18 protein-coding genes are annotated in these 21,274 nt (G+C 42.8%); 14 read left to right on the top strand and 4 right to left on the bottom strand.

All coding sequences use genetic code 11. The features are described 5' to 3' along the window. Positions 1-301: 301 nt before the first annotated feature. Positions 302-901: an SCO family protein gene (locus C509_RS0103225; protein ID WP_051088648.1), complete on the bottom strand. Its 600-nt coding sequence runs from the start codon at positions 899-901 to the stop codon at positions 302-304. A gap of 198 nt (positions 902-1,099) precedes the next feature. On the opposite strand from C509_RS0103225, the gene C509_RS0103220 reads away from it, so the two are divergent. Next, entirely contained in the window at positions 1,100-2,182 is a 1,083-nt protein-coding gene (locus C509_RS0103220; RefSeq protein ID WP_026319658.1) for a quinone-dependent dihydroorotate dehydrogenase, read from the top strand. An 87-nt stretch (positions 2,183-2,269) separates the two neighbouring features. On the opposite strand, the gene yhfH is transcribed toward C509_RS0103220, so the two are convergent. Next, complete coding sequence (gene yhfH, locus C509_RS25315; RefSeq protein WP_083934514.1) at positions 2,270-2,401, bottom strand: protein YhfH; 132 nt, start codon at positions 2,399-2,401, stop codon at positions 2,270-2,272. A gap of 163 nt (positions 2,402-2,564) precedes the next feature. Here yhfH and C509_RS0103215 point away from each other — a divergent pair, with 163 nt between their 5' ends. The 9 genes from C509_RS0103215 to C509_RS0103175 all read left to right on the top strand — a co-directional run bounded on the left by C509_RS0103215 (position 2,565) and on the right by C509_RS0103175 (position 11,281). Continuing rightward, positions 2,565-3,299, top strand: coding sequence for an MBL fold metallo-hydrolase (locus tag C509_RS0103215; RefSeq protein WP_018705466.1), 735 nt, complete (start codon positions 2,565-2,567; stop codon positions 3,297-3,299). Between the two features lie 17 nt (positions 3,300-3,316). Next, positions 3,317-4,309 carry a lipoate--protein ligase gene (lplA, locus tag C509_RS0103210; RefSeq protein ID WP_018705465.1) on the top strand — a complete coding sequence of 331 codons (993 nt, stop codon included), beginning with the start codon at positions 3,317-3,319 and terminating at the stop codon, positions 4,307-4,309. A 634-nt stretch (positions 4,310-4,943) separates the two neighbouring features. Continuing rightward, complete coding sequence (locus C509_RS0103205; protein ID WP_018705464.1) at positions 4,944-6,461, top strand: fatty acid--CoA ligase family protein; 1,518 nt, start codon at positions 4,944-4,946, stop codon at positions 6,459-6,461. 99 nt (positions 6,462-6,560) lie between these two features. Continuing rightward, complete coding sequence (locus tag C509_RS0103200) at positions 6,561-7,337, top strand: enoyl-CoA hydratase-related protein (RefSeq protein WP_018705463.1); 777 nt, start codon at positions 6,561-6,563, stop codon at positions 7,335-7,337. Between the two features lie 170 nt (positions 7,338-7,507). After that, a complete protein-coding gene (locus tag C509_RS0103195) occupies positions 7,508-7,690 on the top strand; it encodes a hypothetical protein (protein WP_018705462.1) in 183 nt (60 codons plus the stop codon). Next, positions 7,683-8,750 (top strand): NAD(P)H-dependent flavin oxidoreductase, encoded by a 1,068-nt coding sequence (locus C509_RS0103190; protein WP_018705461.1) that lies wholly within the window; start codon positions 7,683-7,685, stop codon positions 8,748-8,750. The genes C509_RS0103195 and C509_RS0103190 overlap by 8 nt, the downstream gene beginning before the upstream one ends. Before the next feature lie 99 nt (positions 8,751-8,849). Next, on the top strand, positions 8,850-9,578 hold the full coding sequence (locus C509_RS0103185) for an AzlC family ABC transporter permease (RefSeq protein WP_018705460.1): 729 nt from the start codon (positions 8,850-8,852) through the stop codon (positions 9,576-9,578). Further along, positions 9,571-9,882: an AzlD domain-containing protein gene (locus tag C509_RS0103180; RefSeq protein ID WP_018705459.1), complete on the top strand. Its 312-nt coding sequence runs from the start codon at positions 9,571-9,573 to the stop codon at positions 9,880-9,882. Before C509_RS0103185 ends, C509_RS0103180 begins: the two co-directional genes overlap by 8 nt. Before the next feature lie 127 nt (positions 9,883-10,009). Beyond that, positions 10,010-11,281 carry a M48 family metallopeptidase gene (locus C509_RS0103175; RefSeq protein WP_018705458.1) on the top strand — a complete coding sequence of 424 codons (1,272 nt, stop codon included), beginning with the start codon at positions 10,010-10,012 and terminating at the stop codon, positions 11,279-11,281. Positions 11,282-11,405: 124 nt separating this feature from the next. Here C509_RS0103175 and C509_RS0103170 read toward each other — a convergent pair whose 3' ends face one another. After that, positions 11,406-11,633, bottom strand: coding sequence for an IDEAL domain-containing protein (locus C509_RS0103170; protein WP_018705457.1), 228 nt, complete (start codon positions 11,631-11,633; stop codon positions 11,406-11,408). Between the two features lie 221 nt (positions 11,634-11,854). On the opposite strand from C509_RS0103170, the gene C509_RS23280 reads away from it, so the two are divergent. Beyond that, the gene (locus C509_RS23280) at positions 11,855-12,385 is read left to right on the top strand and encodes a competence protein ComK (protein ID WP_033369708.1); all 531 of its coding nucleotides are present in this window, start codon (positions 11,855-11,857) and stop codon (positions 12,383-12,385) included. Positions 12,386-12,408: 23 nt separating this feature from the next. Here the strand turns inward: C509_RS23280 and C509_RS0103160 are convergent, their stop codons facing one another. Further along, entirely contained in the window at positions 12,409-12,789 is a 381-nt protein-coding gene (locus C509_RS0103160; RefSeq protein WP_018705455.1) for a YhjD family protein, read from the bottom strand. A 201-nt stretch (positions 12,790-12,990) separates the two neighbouring features. Here C509_RS0103160 and C509_RS0103155 point away from each other — a divergent pair, with 201 nt between their 5' ends. From C509_RS0103155 to addA, 3 genes are all read left to right on the top strand, one after another. After that, entirely contained in the window at positions 12,991-13,599 is a 609-nt protein-coding gene (locus C509_RS0103155; protein WP_018705454.1) for a TVP38/TMEM64 family protein, read from the top strand. 276 nt (positions 13,600-13,875) lie between these two features. Then, on the top strand, positions 13,876-17,370 hold the full coding sequence (gene addB / locus C509_RS0103150) for a helicase-exonuclease AddAB subunit AddB (protein ID WP_018705453.1): 3,495 nt from the start codon (positions 13,876-13,878) through the stop codon (positions 17,368-17,370). Next, a complete protein-coding gene (gene addA / locus C509_RS0103145) occupies positions 17,360-21,106 on the top strand; it encodes a helicase-exonuclease AddAB subunit AddA (RefSeq protein ID WP_018705452.1) in 3,747 nt (1,248 codons plus the stop codon). The genes addB and addA overlap by 11 nt, the downstream gene beginning before the upstream one ends. The last annotated feature ends 168 nt before the right edge of the window (positions 21,107-21,274 follow it).

Genomic DNA, 21,274 nt, shown 5'->3' with positions numbered 1-21,274 from the left:
AGAAAATAAATGAGGTTAGGGGATTCATAGGGCTTGCAAGGGATAAAAATTGAGGACGTGTTATGATGAAATGTTCAAGGAACTCAGTATTTCATAAATAACGGGGACTCGATCAGCACGAACTGATTATAGAAATTGGAAAGTCATAAAAGCAGTGAACCCGGTCACATAATGCTTACAAAATTAAAAGATGTCCATCAAGAGTACTTAGTAAGAACCAGCTTTTGTCGTCTATACTGCTGATAAGGCATAGTAAAAAGCGAAAGAATGGTCCACATTGGGCCTTCCTCTCGCTTTGCTTTTATAAGGCTGCTTTAATATCTTTGATGATCTGCTTGAATGGAACCTCTTTATCTCCAGGATATTCCCCGATCAGTTCACCATCTTTGTTAAAAAGGTAAAAACTGACTCCGTGGATGACCTGATCATCATCCCGCGGTTTTTTCACGACCGTTTTAAAATTCTTTGGTGCATAATCTTCGATTTCTTCCTGCGAATATCCTGTAAGGAAGTGCCATCTTGAAAAATCGGCTCCGAAGGATTCTCCATAATTTTTTAATACCTCAGGAGTATCGACCTCCGGATCGACACTGAATGAAACAAAATGGACATTGTCAAGTCCTTTTTCCTTCACTTTTTTCTGCAGCTCGCTCATATTCATTGTCATCGGTGGACAAACCGTGGTGCAATTCGTAAATACAAAATCGGAAACCCAGACTTTTCCTTTTAAATCCTTGAGCCCAAAAGACTTTCCATCCTGATCAGTATAATTGAAGTCTTCAATGGGCTTGCCGCTCTTTTGCGAAGAACAGGCACTTAACATGAGAATAAAAGATATGAAAATAACGGAAAAAATTTTCTTCAAAAAAAAACCTCCCGAATAACGCACATTTGAATCCATTATACTTAATATATGCTCTACAGTGTCAGTAATCGGTCAATGTTCAGAAATAATTCATTTAAAAGTAAAACTGGTGAAATTTTTTGCCGTGGGATAAAAATGAAAGCAGCACTTTGTTGAGAGTAACGGGGGATAATGGTAATATCAATCCGAGAAAAGAAATTTTTCATACGGTATTTTAGAAAGGCGTGAGGAGTCATATACCCTCTAATAAAGAAATTTTTATTTAAGTTGGATCCAGAAGAAGTGCACCATCGTACGGTTTCCGCATTGAAAATGGCTGAAAAATCGGGTGGAAGAGGTTTGCTCCGTTCCATGTATCATGTAAGTGATGAAAGCTTGGCTACAGACGTCTGTGGAATAAAATTTCCAAATCCGGTCGGACTCGCCGCTGGATTTGATAAGAATGCCGAAGTTTATCATGGATTGGCTGCTATGGGGTTCGGATTCGTTGAAGTGGGAACAATCACACCGCTGGCACAGTCGGGAAATGAAAGGCCCCGGCTTTTCCGTCTCGCTGAAGACAGCGCAGTGATCAACCGCATGGGATTTAATAATGAAGGAGCAGATGCTGCCAAAAAGAACTTGCTTCATTATGAAACGGCAGGGGTGCCGATAGGTGTCAACATTGGAAAAAACAAAGTTACCCCGAATGAAGAGGCGGCAAGCGACTATGAAAATTGTTTAGATGTCCTTTATCCGTACGGACATTATTTTGTTATCAATGTAAGTTCGCCTAATACTCCCAATTTGCGTGATTTGCAGGAATTAGAGAGCCTCAAACAGCTGATAGCTTCCATCCAGGAGAAAAAGAATTCACTGGAGGCAAACGGAGCTTCGAAAAAGCCGATTTTTTTAAAAGTGGCTCCTGATATGACTGATGAACATATGCGCGATGTTGTACATACCGCAGTAGATGAAGGACTTTCCGGGATCATCGCAACCAATACGACGCTGTCACGTGAAGGTCTTGCTTCCAATGAGTATATTAGTGAAGCCGGTGGTCTCAGTGGCCTTCCGCTGAAAGAAAGATCAACAAAGTGGATTAAAGAAATATACGAAGAAGTTGGTGCTCAGGTACCTATCATCGGTGTCGGAGGCATTTTCAACGGTGATGATGCTTATGAGAAAATACTTGCCGGTGCAAGCCTGATCCAAGTGTACACAGGAATGATATATGAAGGTCCGGGTATCGTCAAAGCCATTAATTCAAGATTGCTTGAATTAATGAAGAGGGATGGGTTTTCAAATATTGGAGAGGCTGTCGGGGCAGGCCGTTAGAAAGAAAGGAGTTGTCACTTTTGGTGGCAGCTCCATTTTTGTATTATAACAGATTAAATAAAAAAACACCCCCCGATTGCGGGGGAATTATATCAACTCATTTAAGCACTTATCACATTTTGTTCCATAGCACTCGTGTTGTTCAGATACGGTTTCTCCGCATTCAGTACATTTCTTTGGAGGTAAATTTTTAAAGAATTCAACAATATTATCAATCATTTTATTTTCCACTCCCTCAACTTTGTTATACAACGGTGCTTTGTTGTTTATATTGTATTATAACAGATCTTTTGCTGTCAACAGGAATTTTCAATACGATGCTAAAAAATTAAAAATCTAGTATAGTTATTCTTATCAGCAAACAGCAGGGAGTGAAAGAAATATGGAGTTGACAATCATCGGCCACTGGGGAGGGTTTCCAAAAGCGGGAGAAGCAAGTTCAGGGTATTTGCTGACCCATAACGATTTTCATTTGCTTATAGATTGTGGCAGCGCTGTTCTATCCAAGCTTCAAAACATTATAAGCGCTGAGAAGCTGGACGGAATCATTCTCTCCCATTACCACCCGGATCATACGGCGGACATCGGGGTAATCCAACACGCACTCTATGTTGGAAAATTCACCAATAATTATGACAGGACTCTCCCAATCTATGGCCATGGGCTCGACCGGGAGGGATTTAACCAGCTTACTTATAAAGATGTAACGGCCGGGATATTCTATAAACCTGAAGAAATATTGTATGTTGGCCCATTCCGTATTTCCTTTCTGCAAACACATCATACAGTTCCCTGCTTCGCTATGAAAATTGAAGCAGATGGAAAGGCGTTAGTATATACAGGGGACACTTCGTACTTCAAAGAAATGGCGGTTTTTTCCGAGCAAGCCGATGTGCTGCTTTGTGAATCGAATTTTTATAAAGGGATGGACGGCAAGTCTGCGGGACACATGACGAGCGAGGAGGCGGGAAAAACCGCCCATCAGGCGGGTGTGGACAAGCTCATCCTTACACACCTGCCGCATTTTGGAGATCTGGGAAGCCTTAAAGCCGAAGCTGCCGAGCAGTTCACAGGGGACATTCTCATTGCAAAAGAAGGGTTGAAAATAACAATCTAAAATAAGGGGGAAGAAATATGCTATTCATTGACAATCAAGGTATTACGGATCCGCGGATTAATCTGGCGATCGAAGAATTTGCTCTCAAAAACCTTGAAATCAGCAAAGATGGGTATTTACTGTTTTATATTAATGAACCTTCGATCATTATAGGAAAAAACCAGAATACGATTGAAGAAATTAATACGGACTATGTTGAAAAAAACGGCATCCATGTGGTCAGGAGGTTGTCAGGGGGAGGAGCTGTTTATCATGATTTGGGGAATCTGAACTACAGCTTTATCACAAAGGATGAAGGTAACAGTTTCATGAACTTCCAGAAGTTTACAAAGCCCGTCACCCAGGCATTGGAAAGACTTGGAGTAAAAGCGGAATTAAAAGGAAGAAATGATATTCTCGTCGACGGTCGAAAAATTTCCGGAAATGCCCAGTTTGCTACACGCGGTCGTATGTTCAGTCACGGGACATTGCTGTTCGATTCCGAAATAGAAAATGTCGTTTCGGCATTAAAGGTACGAAAGGATAAGATAGAATCAAAGGGAATCAAATCCATCAGGAGCCGTGTCGCGAACATCTCTGAGTTTCTAGAGGGAAAAATGACAACCGAACAGTTTAAGAAGCTGCTGCTCCTATATATTTTTGACGGAAAGGATCCGATCCCGGAGTATAAATTGACGGAAGAGGATTGGAAAAAAATCAATGAAATTTCCCAAAAACGTTATAAGAATTGGGACTGGAATTACGGGAAATCACCAAAATTTAACGTACAGCATTCCCACCGTTTTCCAGTCGGGCAAATAGAGTTCCGCCTGGATGTGAACAAAGGACAGATCACAGGGTGTAAAATTTTCGGAGACTTTTTCGGAATTGGTGACGTAAGTGATATTGAGGGCCGGCTGACAGGAATAAAGTACGAGAGATCGGAAATCGCGAGAGCACTTGAAAATGTTGATATCCAGCATTATTTCGGCAATGTTACAAAGGATGAAGTGATTGAACTGATCTATTAAACAGACGTCACAGCCGGAAAATCTCTACCATCTATCAAGTAGACAGCAGAAATGATAAATACGCAGCTAAGCGGTTTTACCCTTGTATTCGATAGGGGTAAGGCCGTTTAATCTTTGCTGTAGACGTACATGATTGGAGGATGAATGTATTCATCTATTGCTTTGAAAACATCTCGAAACTCTCATACTTTTTTAAATAATATTTCTCGAACGTCAGTGTTTCCCAAAAAGAAACTTATAGGACCATGATCCATACATTATCCTCTTTGTATCATTTGTATGTTCCCGTCTTCAGCAATTCAGCCGTTTCTTCATAATCTTCTATGGCAGCCAACGTTATTTCCTTAGAACTTTTCAATGGTTTGGAATTCTTTTAGGCGATCAACCCAATCCAAATATTCTCCACTCTGATTAGCTGTCAGTAATTCCATTTTAAGTATCTTCATATAGACATAAAAAATAGTACCTATAAGTTTCCGGGTTTTATTTTTTTAATTGCTTATTTAAAGGGAAGCCAATCAAACTTAGGGTTGTGACTTTTTTGAACTTTTATTATAATTGAAAATAGTAATTCATCATCGTGGGATTTTTAACGCCAAAAGTGAATGACCATTCATTCAATAGGAGGACCGTTATGAATTTACCTGATAGTTTACTAGAGAGTGCAATGAAAAACCGCGAAAAGACTGCTTATTATTTCTTGGATGTGCCGACTACATATGAAGAGTTGAATATGTCCGTCAACAAGTTTGCAAGTGGGCTTGCTCGGACAGGAATCGGAAAAGGAGACCATGTTGCCTTACTGCTGGGAAATTCACCGCATTTTATTATAAGCCTATATGGGATCATGCGCATTGGAGCGACTGCTATTCCTATAAATCCGACATATACACCGTCTGAAATCGCCTACATATTAAAAAATGGGGATGTTAAAGCGGTTATAGGGTTGGATCAGATGATTCCCTACTTAGAAAAAATAAAAACATCAGCACCGAAAATCAAGCATTTTATCATTTGTGAAACCGGATCAGAATTGAACACAGAAATGGAAGCGTTTTCTGAAGTTCTGCATTCCGGAGATGCAGATTTTACATCAGGACCTATAAATAGCGAGGATACGGCAGTCATATTATACACATCCGGTACAACTGGAAGGCCAAAAGGCGCAATGTTGACACATGAAAATCTGTATTCAAACGCACGTGATATCCGTGACTATTTGAAAATGAATAGTAAAGATACGGTTATTACAACGTTGCCGATGTTCCATGTATTTAGTCTGACCGTTGCCTTGAATGCACCTCTTATAAGCGGATCCACCATGATTATCGTGCCTAAATTTAGTCCGAAGGAAGTCTTCCGTGTAGCGCAAAAATATGATGCAACCATTTTTGCAGGTGTGCCGACGATGTATAATTTCCTGTACCAATATCCGGAAAGCAATCCTGCTGCTTTTTGTTCCATGCGGCTCTGCATCTCGGGAGGGGCCTCCATGCCGGTCGCTTTGCTGAATAATTTTGAAGAGAAGTTTAATGTTGTTATTTCTGAAGGATACGGGCTATCGGAAGCGTCGCCAGTTACATGTTTCAACCCTTTGGACAGACCCAGGAAGCCCGGATCAATCGGCACTTCGATTCTCAACGTGGAAAATAGGGTAGTCGATGGACTCGGAAATGAGCTTCCCTCAGGCGAGGTCGGTGAATTGGTGGTACGTGGACCGAATGTTATGAAAGGATATTACAATATGCCCGAAGAAACATCAGAGGCTATCCGTGACGGATGGCTGTATACTGGAGATTTAGCTAAAATGGATGAGGAAGGTTATTTTTATATAGTTGACCGCAAGAAAGATCTTGTTATTGTCGGAGGTTATAACGTCTATCCGAGAGAGGTAGAGGAAGTCTTATATGGACATCCCGATATTATGGAAGCAGCGGTAATCGGCGCCCCTGATGCGGACCAAGGGGAGGTTGTGAAGGCATTTATTGTGCCAAGGGATGAAAAAGTGGATAAGGAGGAGCTTCATCAATTTCTTTCGGAAAGACTGGCTCCGTATAAATTGCCCAAATCCATCGAGTTTCTTCAAGAACTTCCGAAAAATTCTACGGGCAAAATTATGAAAAGAGAGCTGAAGAGTCGGGTTCTTCAATGATCACGGATGTCTTTTTCCGTGATTTTTTTGATAGAAGGGTTTTTTCATAGAGATAAAGAAATATATTAAGGTGAGTTTAATGAAGAAAGGGGATCGAGCATGAACTATATTCAGTTGGAAGTTGAAGATTTTATTGCGACTGTAACGATTAATCGTCCCGATTCTTTAAATGCTTTTAATTACGAAACGCTGTGTGAATTGGGAGAAACTGCAGAATTGTTAAAAACAGACAGAAATGTTCGGTTGGTGATTTTTAAGGGGGCCGGCGAAAAAGCATTTAGCGTCGGTGCGGATTTGAAAGAAAGAAAGACGCTGACCGAGCAGGAGGTTCGCCGCAATGTCAATAAAATCGGGGATGTGTTTCATGCGATTGAGAAATTGCCGCAGCCGACCATTGCTGCCATGAACGGACATGCTTTTGGCGGAGGGATGGAGCTTGCCCTTGCGTGCGATTTCAGAATCGCAGTGAAAGAAGCGATCATGGGGTTGACGGAAACGAGTCTTGCCATTATCCCAGGGGCAGGGGGAACCCAGAGGCTGCCACGCCTGATTGGGGAGGCCAAGGCAATGGAACTGATCTTGACAGCCCGAAGAATGAAAGCCGAAGAGGCATATACATATGGAGTTGTTACCAGTATTGCTAAGCAGGAAGAACTGATGGATAAAGTAATGGAACTTGCCAACGCCATTCTGGCCAATGGGCCAATTGCGGTAGAGCAGGCAAAGTTTGCCATCAAAACAGGAATGAATACAGACCTACAAACAGGACTGGAGATTGAAAGAAAAGCCTATGAGCTGACAATTCCCACAGAGGACCGTCTTGAGGCACTTCGGGCATTCAGTGAAAAAAGAAAGCCTATTTATCAGGGGAAATAAGAAAAGCGAAAGCGCCTGTCCATTGACGTACTGACTGGAAATCGGAAATGCATAGGTCAGCGGGGCAAAAGGGGATTTCTTCATGAGATAAAAGTCTAGGCGTTGTAGCAGGATAGTTAGAAACTTGCGAAGTCACGGCAATAACGTTAAAACGGTAACGGGAGTGGGTTATGAAAAAATATCATTGTTGTGCAACATGCATTTATTTTGTTGCTGAAAGAAAGGATGGGAAAATGAGTTATTATTGTAAAAGGCTGGGCTATGAAACAAAGACCCATTATCAATTCAATTGCTGGATTCCCAAAGAAAATGTCCGTAAGCTGATGAAAAAAGATGGAGGTAAAGATGTTTAATTTAGAAACTTCCATATGCGATTTATTAAAGTTAAAATATCCGATTATCCAGGCAGGGATGGCCGGTACTGCCACGGCCAAGCTTGCAGCCGCGGTTTCATCGGCAGGGGCTCTTGGCACTCTGGGAGCAGCCTATATGACACCAGAGGAAATAAGACAAAATATCAGGGCCATTAAAGAATACACGGCCAATCCCTTTGCAGCCAATTTATTTTGTGTCGATATGGAAGATAATTGGGAAGGAGTTGAACAGGCTCAAAAAGTGTTAAACCGCTTTAGAGCAGAGCTCGGAATAGAATCGGAGGCAAGTTATTCAACACCGGATATGTTTGATGACCAGTTCCAGGTTTTGCTAGATGAAAAGGTTCCTGTAATCAGCACTGCATTTGGCATTCTACCGGAAGATAAAATGTCATTGGCCAAGGAAAAAGGTGTAAAGGTCATTACAATGGCAACGACTGTCAATGAAGCCATCCAGTCGGAGCAGGCGGGTGCAGATCTTATCGTGGCACAAGGAAGCGACGCTGGTGGACACAGGGGTACATTCGATTTAAGCAGCTCTCCTTACGGTGCAAATATAGGAACTTTTTCACTGGTTCCGCAAATCGTCGATCATGTTAACGTCCCGGTCATCGCAGCAGGCGGCATCATGGACGGTAGAGGGCTTGTGGCGGCACTGGCATTAGGCGCTTCAGGGGTTCAGCTTGGAACGGTTTTTCTCCCTTCGAGAGAATCAGCCGCCCATCCTGAATATAAGAATCAGCTGCTTGAAAGTACAGAAGAAAGTACTGTGATTACAAAAAGTTTTTCGGGTAGACCGGCTAGAGGCATCCAAAACAGATTCATTAGAGAATTCGAATCTTCAGCAAAGCCGGTGGCGTTTCCCACCCAAAATACCCTTACTTCTGATATAAGGAAAGCGGCGGCCAAACAGAATGATCCAGAATATATGTCTCTATGGGCGGGTCAGGGCACAAGACTATTTCGGACACGGAAGGAAGAACAGGCTTCAGATATCGTAACGGCTATCATGAGGGAAGCCACAGAAATATTGGCATAACGTATTATTCCTGCTGTCTTCCGTATTTCCCTTCTCTTGATGAAAAAAAAGTTCCTGTTTATAATGATTAGATTAGATGTATGTTGGGGGGAAGGAGATTTGGAAGTTTCAGCAGAGAAAGCCAAAACCTCACAATTCCGCCTCGGTCTCCAGGACGGCGTGAGCATAGCCATCGGATACGCTCCGATTGCTCTTACCTATGGTCTTTTGGCAAAAACAGCAGGCTTGTCGCTTTTTGAAACAATTTTGATGAGCCTCATCGTGTTTGCTGGAGCTTCTCAATATATGGCACTCAGTATGTTTGCCCTTGGTACAGGGGCAGTTGAAGTCATTATGACCACTTTTATTGTGAACATCCGGCATTTTCTCATGTCTGCTTCATTGAATGAAAAAGTGGAGAAGGAAGTACCTTGGAAAAAATCTCTCTATGCATTTGGAATAACAGATGAGACTTTTTCCGTAGCAGCAACAAAAGCGGGAACTGTTTCGACCGGTTATTTATTTGGAATCATCGGCTTGGCATACAGCAGCTGGGTTGTTTTTTCAGGCATCGGCTTCGGAATCGGGGCAAGCCTTCCCCAGGTGCTTCAGGAAAGTATGTCCATCGCACTTTATGCCATGTTTATCGGCCTGCTTGTTCCGTCTATGAAAAAGAGTGTAAAGGTCATTTTTCTTGCCCTTCTTGCCGCTGTTTTTAACAGTGTTTTTGTTTTTTGGAATGTGATGGGAAAAGGGTGGGCTATCGTTGCAGCTACGCTCCTGTCCTCGGTTTTGGTTGAAGCGGTTGAAACCGTTAAGAAGAGGGGAGAGGGCCAACAGAATGAATAGTTCGTTGATCATTTTGACAATTATCGGAATGGCAGTTGTTACATATATTCCGAGAATGCTCCCTTTCGTAATGTTCAGGGGGAGGGAACTTCCGCCTTTTATACAGGGGGTATTGCAAAATGTCCCGTTTGCTACGCTTGGGGCATTGATCTTTCCCGCCGTCCTATTTGTTAATGAAGGAAATCTCCTTTATGGAGTTGCGGGAGCCGCTGCTGCTTTTATTCTTGCGTTTCTCGGGGCTAACGTTGTCGTTGTTGTGATTGGGGCCATTGCAGTTTTGAGCATTTATTCGCTGTTTATTTAACAGCCGGCGGGGGCTTTTTAAGCACCCCGCTTATTTTTTTCTATTGGGGAGACAATATGAGGTATAAGCTCAGTTCTGCCAGCTATTTATTCTACATATAATAATGAATGGACAAGGGGGGAGAACATTGGTTAGAAAATGGGCATTGCGGGCAGTGATTGCTTATTTCTTGTTTGGTGCGGCCATGTATGTGTATCTGTTTTTTCTGGCGGACACTGCCATTCCGCATATGTATAAAGGGACGAGCGCAGATCCGGTAACTTTTTTAAACAGCAGGGAGCTCATGCTCAGTGAGGAATATTCAAAGATCCGGAATTTGATGTTTTTCCTGGCAAAACCCTATCAGTGGCTGTTTTATTACTTGATTCTCCTGTTTGGCATATCTGCCATGTTTGAGCGATGGGCCTCGAAGACGGTGAAATGGTTTCCGCTTCAAGCCATCATTTATTTGTTTTGGCTGTCTCTTGCCACATTTGTGGTAACCTTTCCATTTGCCTACTCATCCTATCTATTTTCTAAAACATATAATATTTCTACACAGCTCTTTTCTTCCTGGATGAAGGACCAGTTTATCGACTTTTGGGTCGGCTATGCAACGACGTGTGTTGTAGTCCTTGTCATTTATACAGCGATGAAAAAATTCAAAAAGAAGTGGTGGTTGGCCGTCTGGGTGTTGTCCATCCCGTTTTCAATTATTATGATGTTTATCCAGCCGGTAGTGATTGACCCGCTTTACAATGACTTTTATCCGTTAAAAGATAAACAGCTCGAAACGAAAATCCTCTCGCTTGCGAATGAGGCGGATATTCCCGCTGAACACGTATATGAGGTGGATATGTCCAAAAAAACCAATGCATTGAATGCTTATGTGACAGGTGTAGGTTCCAATTCAAGGATCGTCCTCTGGGATACAACCTTGGAAAGGCTTGATGATGAAGAAGTTCTATTCATCATGGCCCATGAGATGGGACATTATGTGGAAAAGCATATTTATAAAGGTATTGCTGGATATGTTCTGCTGTCATTTGTCGGTTTGTGGTTGACAGCAAAGCTGATGGAACTATGGGTCAGGAAAAGGGGGAAAATTTGGAAAGTGGAAAGCATGACGAGTATCAGTTCGCTTCCAGCTTTTCTGCTGATAACATCCCTTCTGATCTTTGCCGTGAGCCCGTTGACAAACTGGGTTTCGCGCTATCAGGAAATGCGCGCAGATAGGTATGCATTGGAAATGACGGAAGATCGTGACGCAGCAGTGCGGACATTTCAAGATTTGACGAGAGCCGGATTAAGCCAGGTTAATCCTCCATACCTTGTTAAAATATTCCGGTACGGCCATCCCACAATGCTTGAGCGGATTAAAATGGCAAACGAATTTAAAAATCAGAAGGATGAGAAGTAAATGGTTTAAAAGGACGGCAGCAAGTATATGAACGCTGAGGTACAGAGTAGCATCATGAGATTAGAAAGCAATCCAATTATCATGAAAAATGCAAAAAAATCCCCCTTTATCAAGGGGGATGAATTTATTTACCCATGTGGCTTATGAGCTCTTTTGAAAGCTTCATAAAAGCTTTTTCGTCTCTTTGATCCAGCGCAAGATCAATCTCCGCACGCAGTAGTTCCACTCTTCGCTTTTGCAACAGATCATTTAAAAAAATCTCTGTGTACCATTCCAACGCTTTAGCTTCTTTTTGATTCTGTGTCATCGTGTACTCTTTCAACAGTTCCTGATAAGTTTTCTTCCTCTCCATCGATGATCACCTCGGAACCTTTTTTTAATTATACACGGATTTAGGCAAAAGCACAAGATAGGAATTTAAATTTTCAGATGTTTTTTTATATATAAAATACTGGTGATTCTTTTGACCTAGATTTTGTTTTGATTTTTTAGAATTTTTAATGACTTTTTTGGGAATCCATGTTATTATTATAGGTAAATTGTATGAATTTTGTAGAAAGGGGTAGAACGATGATGAAAAAAGACAAAGTTTTAACAAGTTATGAAATTAATCCTTATACGATGATGATTCGTCCGGCGGGTGATGCATACTCGGAAGTGATTGAAGAAGGCGCCCGCTATTTAGTCTCTTCCAGGCCCTTTGATATTGTAAAAAAAAGCTGTGAATATTTCGGAAGTTCGTATAGCGGAAGGAGGGAGGGAACGAAACAGTTAATCGGTATCACTCATAAAGCGCCCATCATTGTAGACCCCTTTACTTCCATCTATCTATTTCCAACCGCATCACCGTCAAGCCCTCAATGCACGTGGATATCCCATGATTATATTGCTTCATATGAGAAAAATGGCCCGTATGCAACAGATGTCATGTTCCAAAATAGTGAAAGATTTGAATTGCCAATTTCCTTCTATTCCTTGGAAAATCAAGTCTCGCGTACAGCTATGCTCCGGATCAAGTTTACACAAAATATGAGAAGGATGGAGAATTTAAACAAAAACCATTTACTACATAAGCGAGTATCTGAACCCAATGGGGCTTATTAAATCAATGATTAGAAGAAAGGCTATCACGCCTTCTTCTCTTTTTTTTGCCGTGAGCGGGCGTTTAAATAAAGGTACATTAATTCCTCGACCCTGTTTCGGAGGCGGGGGTTGAAATAATTTTGATGTTCTTCGTACCCTTTATACAAGAACAAGTACATCGTAAAAATTTCGTCTGATTTCATCCGTTCCACCCGAATGTTATGTTTGTGCAAATACCGCTTCACTTCCGCCAATTCTTTCTGCACTTCACGTATGGTGTTTTCAATCAAATCTTGATAGGGTTTTTTCAGTTTGAACTGGCTTTTTTCTACAACGGATAAATCACGTTGTAAAACTGTCAGCAGCATGGGCAAATAGATCGCTTGCTCAATGATATCCCGTTCATTCTCTGGAATTCTTGTCATTGGACAGCCCCCCCCTTAAAAGGAACGTATGTTCTATTTTATCTTACTAAGGGTTGAAAAGAATAGCAAGCTGAAATTTTTTCCTGCGAAAATCGAGGCTCTTTTGAGACAGTGAATAGAACAAGCTGTCGTGGCTATGCTATAATTTATTGGAAATCAAGTTGCTGGGCCTATTTACCCGCCGGGAATAGAGGAATGTTCATGGATTTTTTTTCATTTGAAGACTGGATGACGATGGAAAAAGTAATCGAATTGATTGAAAAATACCGTTCATTTGGACCGCTTCCAGGCATTTTGCTTCCTTTTTTGGAGGCTTTTCTGCCTTTTTTGCCGCTTTTCTTGTTTGTCATGGCAAATGCCAATGCCTTTGGTCTAGGTTGGGGCTTTCTTTTTTCCTGGATCGGGGCTTCAGGAGGAGCCTACGTTGTATTCCTGCTTATTAGAAGGTTTGGTAAAGCAAGGATCTTTGGACCGCTTCGCCGAAACGCCAAGGTACAGAGTCTAACTGCATGGGTTGAAAGACGGGGGTTCGGTCCGCTATTTCTTTTACTCTGTTTCCCATTTACACCTTCAGCGGTCGTCAACATTGTTGCGGGGCTCTCGGGAATTGGAATTTATCAATACATGCTTTCCGTATTGTCCGGAAAAGCAGTGATGATTTTCATCATGAGTTTCATCGGCTATGATGTCATCTCGTTGATCAGGCAGCCGGTTAGGACCGGAATTGCATTAGGGGTCATTGTAGTTTTGTGGTACATCGGGAAACGGATTGAAGCGAAGTTAAAGGAGAAGCAATATGGACGTGACTAAACTACATAGAAGGGAAAGCTGCTGTAAGGTATAGCGGCTTTTTTTATTGGTTTAGGAAATGGTGGATTGCCTAATCTGTGGATAATTCAGATGTCAGAATGATGGCTTTCCAGTACCGGGACGTGGCCCAGAGTCTATCGAATGGAAGACTTTTACCTAATGCCGGTAGGTGGTTGTTTAGGGAATGTATGTTCGTTATTGCTTTCGTGTATGGTATAATAAGGTTGCTCGTACCAAAAAATGAGATGATGTTTACATAAAAGAGGGGTTGAAAGCATGTCACTGCGCTTTGTCATTGGCCGTACAGGAACGGGAAAAACAACTCTATTTCAAGATGAAATCAGAAAAAAGCTGACGCAACAGCCTGATGGCCCTCCTATCCTGTATATTGTTCCGGAGCAAATGACTTTTTTATCCGAATATCAACTGGTCCAGTCGAAGGGCCTTGAAGGAATGATACGCGCCCAAGTTTACAGCTTTACCCGACTTGCATGGCGCATTTTTCAGGAGACTGGGGGAGCAAGCCGAAACCATGTGACCAGCACAGGGTTGAATATGCTTATAAAGAAAATAATTGAAGAACATAAAAACGAGTTGAAGCTTTTCAGGCAGGCGTCTGATAAAACAGGATTCATTCAGCAGGTCGAACAGATATTTACCGAGTTCAAGCATTACTGTGTCCAGCCTGATGACCTTGCCCAAAAGAGGGAAGAAGTGGGCTTTTTTCAATCCCAAAAAGCTCTTGCCGATAAGATGCATGACCTTGAATTAATCTATAGGCATTATGAGCATGCCCTATCGGGAAAATACTTGGATTCAAACGATTACTTGCGCCTGCTGGCGGAGTCGATTGATAAATCCCGTTACTTGCTAAATGCCGAAGTGTATATAGATGGATTTCATAGTTTCACTCCCCAGGAGTATGCGGTTATCGAACGCCTTTTGACCACCTGCAGCCGAGTATCTGTTTCTCTTATCCTCGACCGTCCTTTCAGAAGAGAAACGCCTGACGAGCTTCATTTATTCAGGATGACGGGGGAAACATATGAAAATTTATATGAGTTGGGATCCCAGGTAGGAATAGAAGTAGAAGATGATGTGATCCTTAGGGAAACTTTTAAATTTAAAAATGACAGTCTGAGACTCCTGGAATCCCAGTTTGAGAGAAGGCCGGTGGGACAGCATGCAGGTATTCCTGCAGTGAGGCTGATGCAATCCGTCAACAGGCGTGCAGAAATCGAGGGGATTGCCAGGGAGATACGGCGCCTCGTCATGGAGGAGGGATACCGCTACAAGGATATTGCGGTGTTGATGCGTAACGGGAGCCAGTACCAGGGTGAAATGGAAACAGTCTTTTATGATTACGATATTCCTTACTTCATTGATCAAAAGCGCTCCATGCTTAACCATCCGCTTGTTGAACTGATTCGATCCGTACTAGACGTCATTAGCAGCAATTGGAGATATGAGCATGTATTCCGCGCCATCAAAACCGATCTGCTTTTTCCGCCGGAAGGTGATTTGAGCAAGCTTCGGGAGCAGATGGACAGGCTTGAAAATTATGTCTTGGCCTATGGGATCAAAGGAAATGACTGGACGAAAAAAGACAGATGGGCCTATCACCGTTTCAGGGGATTGGAACAGGAGGGCATGGTACAGACGGATGAAGAAAAGAAAATCGAAAAAGAACTTTCCGTATCAAGGGATATTGTTGCCCTGCCCATCCTCAGACTTGCAAGACGTTTAAAAAAGGGAAAAACAGGACGTGAGTTGTGCGAAGCTCTCTATTTCTTTTTGGAAGAACTTGAAGTTCCGCGAAAATTGGAACTGCTCAGTGAAGAGACTGAGGAAAAAGGACAACTTATTGCATCAAGGGAACATGACCAGGCTTGGAATGATGTTGTGGAACTGCTGGACCAGTTCGTGGAAATACTCGGGGATACAAAAATGACACTGGAAGATTTTATCCCAGTTATCAATGCTGGTTTGGAAGAAATGAACTTTTCCCTTATCCCGCCTGCTATTGATCAGGTGTTTGTGGCAAACCTTGAGCAGTCTCGCCTTTCACACGTTAAAGTCTCGTTCATCGCCGGATTGAATGACGGAGTCCTTCCCGCCAAATTTAGCGAGGGGGGAGTTTTTTCGGATGAAGACAGGGCTTCGTTAATGGATGCCGGAATGAATATGGGTCCTGACAACAGAAGAAAGCTTCTTAATGAAGAGTTTGTCGCATACAGGGCATTCACTTCGGCAGAGGAGCAATTACTGATTTCTTGGCCTCTGGCGGATGACGAGGGAAAAGCTCTCCAGCCATCCCCGTATATTGATAGAATAAAAGGAATGTTTCCTGAAGTAGCGGTATCTACTGCCGTGAATGATCCGGCTGAGTTAAGCGGCGACGATCAATTCGAATATATTTCCCACCCTGATTCGGCAGCGGCCTATTTGACGGGACAGTTGAACTTGAAAAAGAGAAATTATCCCGTTCCGGAATTTTGGTGGGACGTATATAACTTTTACATGTCCGATCCGCTCTGGAAAAGAAAAGCAGAAAGGATTCTGTCAAGCCTTTTCTTTAAGAATGGGACGAAAAAACTCTCCGAAAATACAAGTAAGGGTTTGTATGGGGACAGCATTACTGCAAGTGTATCCAGAATGGAGCTTTTCAATAGCTGCCCTTTCTCCCATTTCGCTTCACATGGCTTAAAGCTCCGAGACCGAGAGATTTTTAGGCTTGAAGCGCCGCACATCGGAGATTTATTCCATGCAGCGTTGAAGTGGATCGCTGATCAGATAAATAAAGACAATATGAGGTGGGCGGACCTGACGAGACAACAGTGTGAACAGCTGGCAAGAGAAGCGGTTGCCTTTTTGGCACCCAAACTTCAAAATCAGATTCTGTTAAGCTCCAACCGCTATTACTATATTAAAAGAAAGCTTGAACAGGTGATTGGGAGAGCATCTTACGTAATGAGCGGACATGCGAAGGAAAGCGGCTTTTCACCTGTCGGATTGGAGCTTGCTTTTGGGCCGAAACAGCAGCTTCCTCCTCTGTCTTTCACATTGAAAAATGGAACGAAGATGGAACTGCAGGGCCGGATTGATCGTGTGGATAAAGCGGAAAATGAAAACGGGATTTATTTGCGGGTTATTGATTATAAGTCCAGTGCAAGAGAGCTTGATCTGAGTGAGATCTATTACGGGCTCTCATTGCAGATGCTTACTTATTTGGATATTATCATCACTTACTCAAATGAATTGATTGGAAAAGAAGCATTGCCGGCTGGCGTATTTTATTTCCACCTGCATAATCCAATGATTCAAACCGAAAAGATCATGACATTACCTGAAATAGAAGAAGAGATTTTTAGGAAATTCAAGATGAAAGGACTTGTTCTCGAAGATCCGGATCTTGTTCGTCTGATGGATCTTTCATTGGAGTCGGGCGAATCTAATATCATTTCGGCTGGAATAAAAAAAGACGGTACGCTGAGTGCAAGATCAAAATCCACCACCAAGGAAGAGCTGGGATTGTTGAGGAGTCATGTACGCTCACTCTATCAAAGGTCGGGAAATGAGATCATATCGGGGAAAGTAGACATAGAACCATATCGGATGAAAGATAAAACGCCATGTCGATTTTGTCTTTACAAACCTGTGTGCCAGTTTGACCCGGCTTTGCCGGAAAATGAATTCAGGTTGATTGGACAGGAGAAGCGGGAAACTGTCATCACACGTATCCGGGAAGAAGGTGAAGAACTTGAAAACTGACATTCCAATGAAACCTGAACATGCGAAATGGACGAACGATCAGTGGAAAGCCATTTTTGCAAAAGACCAGGATGTATTGGTGGCAGCGGCAGCAGGCTCCGGAAAAACCGCTGTGCTTGTCGAGCGGATTATCCAAAGAATAATTGCAGAGACAGATCCGTTGGATGTTGATCAAATGCTTGTTGTCACTTTTACGAATGCTGCAGCAGCTGAGATGAGGGCCAGGATTGGGGAAGCGCTGACGAAGGCAATCAGCGAGAGGCCGGATTCCGCACACTTGAGGAAACAGCTTGGCCTTTTGAACAGGGCATCTATTTCAACACTTCATTCCTTTTGCCTTGAGGCAGTGAGAAAGCATTATTATATGGTCGATATTGACCCTCATTTCCGGGTGGCCGATGATAATGAAATGGGCCTGCTTCGGGATGAGGTATTGGATGATATATTTGAGGTAGAATACGGAAAAGAGCAGAACGACCCATTTTTCAAATTGGTTGATACTTTTACCGGCGACCGAAGCGATGGGGAACTTCAGGAGCTCGTTCTTAAATTATATGATTTCTCCCGGTCACACCCGCATCCGAATCTTTGGCTGGACTCTCTTGTTGATATGTATGATGTTACGGAATATTCCAGGATTGAGGATCTTCCATTTGCACAGATCCTGTTGTCAGATATAGAGATGCAGCTTACCGGAGTAAGACAAATGCTTGAAGAGGCTTATGAAATGACCCAAATGCCGGGAGGACCCGCTCCGAGGGCGGAAAACTATTTGGATGATTTGGAAGTAGTAAGCCGGATGCAAAAAGCGGTAAAAGAAAGTTGGCCAAGTCTATACGGCGAGATGAACAACTGGAAGTTTACCAGGGCAAAAAGCTGCCGTGGAGACCAATATGACCAAGAACTTTTGGATGGTGCTGATGCACTTCGCAAGAAAGCAAAGGGTATCTTGGAAAAGATGGCCAAGGACATATTTTCCAGAGAGGCAGAAAGCTTTTTGCGTGACATGCGGCAAATGCATCCGATATATCAGACTTTGGTCAATCTTGTAAAGTCATTTGCACATGGTTTCACTCTTGCGAAAAAAGAAAGAGGCATCGTTGATTTTGCTGATCTTGAGCATTTTGCCCTTCATATATTGGCTGATGAGGGATGTTCGGAAAGTAAAATCCAGCCATCAGAAATTGCTCTTGGATACCGGAATCAGTTCAAAGAAGTACTTGTAGATGAATATCAGGATGTAAATATGGTTCAGGAAACCATTCTTCAGCTTATTTCGGCTGATGGGGAATATGACGGGAATTTATTTATGGTCGGGGATGTGAAACAATCGATCTACCGATTTCGTCTTGCTGAGCCGAATCTGTTTTTATCGAAATATAGTAAATTTACACCCGATGGAGTAAATAATGGTCTCCGGATTGACTTGTCCAAGAACTTCAGGAGCCGGGCAGAAGTATTGGATGGCACGAACTTTCTATTCAAGCAGATCATGGGAATAAATGTCGGAGAAATTGATTACAACAAAGCTGCCGAGCTCGTACTCGGTGCTGGTTATCCTACCGATGACATCTATCCAATAGAGGTTGCACTTATCGATCAAACGGAGGAGTCAGATTCAAATTCTCATCTGCAAGAAGGCGAATATGATGAAGAGGAAATCGAACAGTCCCGTCTGGAAGCCAGGTTCTTGGCAAAAAAAATCAGGGAAATCATCGATGATGAAAAGCCTGTTTACGATCCGAAAACTGGGATGCACCGTCCTGCTCAATATAAAGATATCGTCATCCTGTTAAGATCACTTACCTGGGCTCAGGATATCATGGAGGAATTCAAGCATGAAGGGATCCCTATATATGCTAACCTCTCATCCGGCTATTTTGAAGCGACAGAGGTAACTGTGATGATGTCGCTCTTAAAAGTCGTCGATAATCCGGACCAGGATATACCGCTGGCGGCTGTCCTGCGATCCCCGATTGTCGGCCTTGACGAAGAAGGCTTGGCTCAAATTAGGGTGAATTCCAGAAAGGGGAGTTTTTACGAAGCTGCTAAAAAATTCATTAAAACTCAGGGTGACTCGTCTCATGAAAGGATAAGGGAAAGGCTTATTCCGTTCTTTGAAAAATTGCAGGACTGGCGGAGTATAGCGAGAAGCGGGGCTCTGTCCAGCTTGATTTGGCAGCTGTACCGGGATACGGGTTTTTATGAGTTTGCAGGCGGTCTTCCGGGAGGAAAGCAGAGACAAGCCAATCTGAGGGCGCTTTATGACCGGGCATCTCAATATGAGGAAACGTCCTTTAGGGGGCTGTTCCGCTTTCTCCGATTCATTGAAAGGATGCAGGACCGGGGGAAAGATTTAGGAGCTGCCCGTGCGCTTGGAGAACAGGAGGATGTTGTTCGGCTGATGACCATCCATTCAAGCAAAGGACTGGAATTTCCGGTTGTATTTGTTGCAGGTTTAGGGCGGAAATTCAATATGCAGGACATCAACAGCCCTTTCTTATTTGATAAGGACTTCGGATTTGCCAGCAAATATATTGATTCAGAAAAAAGGATCTCTTACCCGTCCCTGCCGCAATTGGCATTAAAAAGAAAAAAAAGGATGGAACTGGCCGCGGAAGAGATGAGAGTTTTGTATGTGGCCCTAACGCGTGCAAAGGAAAAGCTTTACCTTGTTGGAATCGTTAAAAATATTGAAAAAGAGATTAAAAAATGGTCCAAAGGCAGTTTAGGGGGGGAATGGCTTTTAAAAGATTTTGAGCGGGCATCTGCCACGACCTATATCGATTGGATCGGACCCGCCATTATCCGACATAGGGACTGCAATTTGACCGGAATTCCGGCCATTTCTGGAGATGTCAGTGAACACCCTTCGCAGTGGAAAGTGAATATTTTGCCGGGATCCTCATTGCAGCTTACAGAAGAGGAGAAGGAGAATGAATCTGATGGATGGCTTGAAACGGTAAAGAATGGTATACCAAGCAGTTTCCACTCTCCGCTGAAGGAGAAGGTATTTTCCAGACTTAGTTGGAGTTATCCCCATCTGATTGCAGCAAAAAGGATGTCCAAACAAACGGTCTCGGAATTGAAGCGGATGGCGGAAATGAAAGATGAGGCAAGTGCTGCAACTTTAATGGGAGGATCTCGCCATAAGAGTACCCCAGTTTTCAACAAGCCGAAATTTCTTGAAAAGCAATCCATTTCGCCAGCTGAACGTGGAACTATCATGCACGCAGTCATGCAGCATATTCCCCTTGATGAGGTACCGTCACTCATGTCCGTCGAGCATTTGCTCGATGATTTGATTCAAAAGGAAATTCTAACACTTGAACAGGCAGATGCTGTTTCTGGGGAGCAGATTGTACAATTTTTTCAAAGTGATCTAGGCAGACGGATTCTACAGGCACCCAAAACTGAACGGGAAGTCCAATTTACAATGGGCTTAAAGGCAGAAGAAGTTTATTCCGATTGGGATGGTGGAGATGAAAGTGTCATCGTCCAGGGAATGATTGACTGTATTGCGGTGGAAGAGGATGGTGTCATTTTGCTCGATTACAAAACGGATGCCATCAGCGACCGTTATCCGGGAGGCTTCGATAAAGCAAAAAAAGTTCTTGAAAATAGATACCAGCTTCAAATTCATTTATATGGACAAGCTATTGAAGAAATCTGGAAGAAAAAAGTGAAGGAAAAATATTTATACTTCTTTGATGGCGGCCATATTTTAAAATTATAACGAAAGAGTGCCAAGTAGGGAAATCACCCCCTTGGCACTTTTTTCGTATTACTGGAATTGTAATAGCTTACTTTTCATTACATGCTGCATCCTGCCAGTCGGAGCTCGATGCCCTAGTACAAGCGAAGCGACAGGATGGCAATTCTGAGTCTGCTAAAGCCCAGGAGG

The sequence above is a fragment of the Siminovitchia fordii DSM 16014 = CIP 108821 genome (assembly GCF_000374565.1).
In the GTDB taxonomy this organism is placed as follows: domain Bacteria; phylum Bacillota; class Bacilli; order Bacillales; family Bacillaceae_C; genus Siminovitchia; species Siminovitchia fordii.
This window is presented reverse-complemented; position numbering and strand designations above follow the sequence as displayed.

Excerpts from the sequence above, each read along its gene's own strand:
- C509_RS0103225 (WP_051088648.1), bottom strand. The coding sequence starts at position 901 with ATGGATTCAAATGTGCGTTATTCGGGAGGTTTTTTTTTGAAGAAAATT.
- yhfH (WP_083934514.1), bottom strand. The coding sequence starts at position 2,401 with ATGATTGATAATATTGTTGAATTCTTTAAAAATTTACCTCCAAAGAAA.
- C509_RS0103215 (WP_018705466.1), top strand. The coding sequence starts at position 2,565 with ATGGAGTTGACAATCATCGGCCACTGGGGAGGGTTTCCAAAAGCGGGA.
- lplA (WP_018705465.1), top strand. The coding sequence starts at position 3,317 with ATGCTATTCATTGACAATCAAGGTATTACGGATCCGCGGATTAATCTG.
- C509_RS0103205 (WP_018705464.1), top strand. The coding sequence starts at position 4,944 with ATGAATTTACCTGATAGTTTACTAGAGAGTGCAATGAAAAACCGCGAA.
- C509_RS0103200 (WP_018705463.1), top strand. The coding sequence starts at position 6,561 with ATGAACTATATTCAGTTGGAAGTTGAAGATTTTATTGCGACTGTAACG.
- C509_RS0103195 (WP_018705462.1), top strand. The coding sequence starts at position 7,508 with ATGAAAAAATATCATTGTTGTGCAACATGCATTTATTTTGTTGCTGAA.
- C509_RS0103190 (WP_018705461.1), top strand. The coding sequence starts at position 7,683 with ATGTTTAATTTAGAAACTTCCATATGCGATTTATTAAAGTTAAAATAT.
- C509_RS0103180 (WP_018705459.1), top strand. The coding sequence starts at position 9,571 with ATGAATAGTTCGTTGATCATTTTGACAATTATCGGAATGGCAGTTGTT.
- C509_RS0103170 (WP_018705457.1), bottom strand. The coding sequence starts at position 11,633 with ATGGAGAGGAAGAAAACTTATCAGGAACTGTTGAAAGAGTACACGATG.
- C509_RS23280 (WP_033369708.1), top strand. The coding sequence starts at position 11,855 with ATGAAAAAAGACAAAGTTTTAACAAGTTATGAAATTAATCCTTATACG.
- C509_RS0103160 (WP_018705455.1), bottom strand. The coding sequence starts at position 12,789 with ATGACAAGAATTCCAGAGAATGAACGGGATATCATTGAGCAAGCGATC.
- C509_RS0103155 (WP_018705454.1), top strand. The coding sequence starts at position 12,991 with ATGGATTTTTTTTCATTTGAAGACTGGATGACGATGGAAAAAGTAATC.
- addB (WP_018705453.1), top strand. The coding sequence starts at position 13,876 with ATGTCACTGCGCTTTGTCATTGGCCGTACAGGAACGGGAAAAACAACT.